This is a genomic window from Marininema mesophilum (genome assembly GCF_900106775.1).
In the GTDB taxonomy this organism is placed as follows: domain Bacteria; phylum Bacillota; class Bacilli; order Thermoactinomycetales; family DSM-45169; genus Marininema; species Marininema mesophilum.
In genome coordinates this window covers 1-2055 of sequence record NZ_FNNQ01000038.1, presented here as the reverse complement: position 1 = coordinate 2055, position 2055 = coordinate 1, and the positions used below count along the sequence as shown (strand labels likewise).

Sequence of the window (2055 nt, the reverse complement as noted above, 5' to 3'; positions counted from 1 at the left end):
TTCAATGAAGTCAGTTGGGCAGAACAGGTTCCATAGGTCAGACCTTTTCCTGTGCTGTCATAGGATTCGTTCCATCTGGCTAGAAAGTGATTAAACGTGAAGCGACTACAGCCGATAGATTTATTGATGAGATTGGTTTGTTCCTTCGTTGGACACAAACGAAATTTAAACGCTTTGTGCATTAGTTCACCTCTCCTATACTTAATTATATACGGGGATAGTCGAACTTGCGAGAGGGAAAAACTCCCCCTCCCTCGTTCGACGCGCCTTATATCCCATGGCTGAAGCCAGGGATTTTACGGCGCTTTCTATAAAACCCCATCGATGGGATGGGGTTAGTGGAGTGACATGCTGTGTATTACTTTTTAGGGGATTGTTCTGATTTTGTTGCATGAGTAGGGTCAAGACTAAGCGTTGCTTTACAGTACATGCATTCATCCATTTTACCAAGTACCTTCGTAATTCGTCCGCATTTTGGACAATGCACCTTTGCAGCTTGTGTCGAAAGGAGCCCAACCCAGAAATAGATGGCAACACTTGCGAAAATACCTAACATACCAAGGATAAGAAATACTACCATAGCTTCTCGCCAAAGGAAACCAAGATACATAATGCCGATCCCAATAAAGATCAGCAATAAGGCAACCGTACGAAACTTATTGATTTTGCTGGCAAAGAGCATATCGAATTCCCCCTGCCGGTGAACCGTCTCATCTCATTACACGGTCCCCGTCCATTTTCATTCATCAGTATACCATGAAGAAGCAAGGAGAAAAATGAAGCTTTAACGGGAATTATAGAGGATTAATCTCCTGAGCAGGATTCTTTTCTCATTCGTCGAAACCATTGGGTAAAGGCTGTATGCCGGCGATTGACGGAGGAAAGCGGGATGAAGGATATCGTATATCCAGTTCTCAAACAGCGGGTAAATGAAAGTGGAGGAACACGAGGTGCTCTGGTAGTTCCCACTGTTGCGGTGCAATTAATCGATGTACGAGTAGCGGATCTGTTGCTCATAGTTCTATGTGAAGAGGAAAAGAATGATAGTGGTCTCTCCACCTATGTTGTTGACACATGGAAGGTCAAAGAGGTCCATGTTCAGGCTACACACTTGGAGAAGGAGCTTTTGATTGGGGGAAGAGAAGATCTGATTCCATGCTTTCTATATGGTGAAATCCTCGTTGACCCCAATCAGTACCTCGAAGCGATCTGTACTACATTGCGTGATCTTCCACCTATATGGAAGGAAAAAAAGATGTGTATCGAGTATGCCAATGTGCTTGAGGGGTACCTAGCTACTCAGGTTCACCTAAACAGTGGTTACCTGATGGATGCATTTGCAACCATTCAAGAAGGACTACAACATTGGGGACGACTCGTTATCATTGAAGCGGGTGGATATCCGGAAATTAGCCTATGGCGGCAAGTGAAACCTGTGGAACCAGCATTATATAAATTGAATTACGAATTGATTCATGGGAATGATTCCATCGAAAAACGGATACGGCTCGTATTATTAGCGACGGAGTACTCCATGATCTCCAAACTAAAAAATTATACTTCGTTCTTGTTGGAGTTAATGAGAGATGAAAGGGGTACATGGAGTATAGAGAAACTTTCATATAGGCTGGCGATGGAGCAGATGACGATGGATCCTACCCTTTTAATTGAGGAATTAGTGAAACGCTCTGTGTTAGAAGAGGTCGTTTTATGGGAACATAATCGAGCACATCATCGCTATCGTTATATTTCTGAAACTTTTTCGTAAAAAAGGGTTGACCATTAGAGCTATCCATGATAAATTATTACTTGTCGCTGCGAGGGCATGGCAAAAAAGTGAGCCTCGCGGAAGAGAAAATGAAAAGCTACTTGCGAAAAAAGAAACGAAAAAAGTTGTTGACAGGATCTACAGAAGATGATAAGATAGATCTTGTCGCCGTAAGAGAGCGGCATCGGCTGGAAGGCCGGAAAACAAAGCGTTCCTTGAAAACTGAAGAGCGAATGAATGACCTGTTCAATTCATGAGTCACAAACTTTTTTAACGGAGAGTTTGAT

General features: G+C 42.9%; 4 protein-coding genes. 2 read left to right on the top strand and 2 right to left on the bottom strand.

Features of this window, described 5'->3' with window-relative positions:
• Both BLV90_RS15850 and BLV90_RS15845 read right to left on the bottom strand, forming a co-directional pair.
• Positions 1-182: helix-turn-helix domain-containing protein (locus BLV90_RS15850; RefSeq protein WP_177167880.1), on the bottom strand; the 182-nt coding region annotated here is incomplete at its 3' end.
• Positions 183-358: 176 nt separating this feature from the next.
• The gene (locus BLV90_RS15845; RefSeq protein WP_091743081.1) at positions 359-682 is read right to left on the bottom strand and encodes a DUF2614 family zinc ribbon-containing protein; all 324 of its coding nucleotides are present in this window, start codon (positions 680-682) and stop codon (positions 359-361) included.
• Positions 683-889: 207 nt separating this feature from the next.
• Here BLV90_RS15845 and BLV90_RS15840 point away from each other — a divergent pair, with 207 nt between their 5' ends.
• Together BLV90_RS15840 and BLV90_RS16050 are read left to right on the top strand one after the other, a co-directional pair.
• Positions 890-1768, top strand: coding sequence for a nucleotidyltransferase-like protein (locus BLV90_RS15840; protein ID WP_091743079.1), 879 nt, complete (start codon positions 890-892; stop codon positions 1766-1768).
• 26 nt (positions 1769-1794) lie between these two features.
• Positions 1795-2025, top strand: coding sequence for a hypothetical protein (locus BLV90_RS16050; protein WP_143035088.1), 231 nt, complete (start codon positions 1795-1797; stop codon positions 2023-2025).
• Positions 2026-2055: the final 30 nt, after the last annotated feature.

What these genes read in the sequence shown, in the direction of transcription:
- BLV90_RS15845 (WP_091743081.1), bottom strand. Translation starts at nt 682, where the DNA reads ATGCTCTTTGCCAGCAAAATCAATAAGTTTCGTACGGTTGCCTTATTG.
- BLV90_RS15840 (WP_091743079.1), top strand. Translation starts at nt 890, where the DNA reads ATGAAGGATATCGTATATCCAGTTCTCAAACAGCGGGTAAATGAAAGT.
- BLV90_RS16050 (WP_143035088.1), top strand. Translation starts at nt 1,795, where the DNA reads ATGATAAATTATTACTTGTCGCTGCGAGGGCATGGCAAAAAAGTGAGC.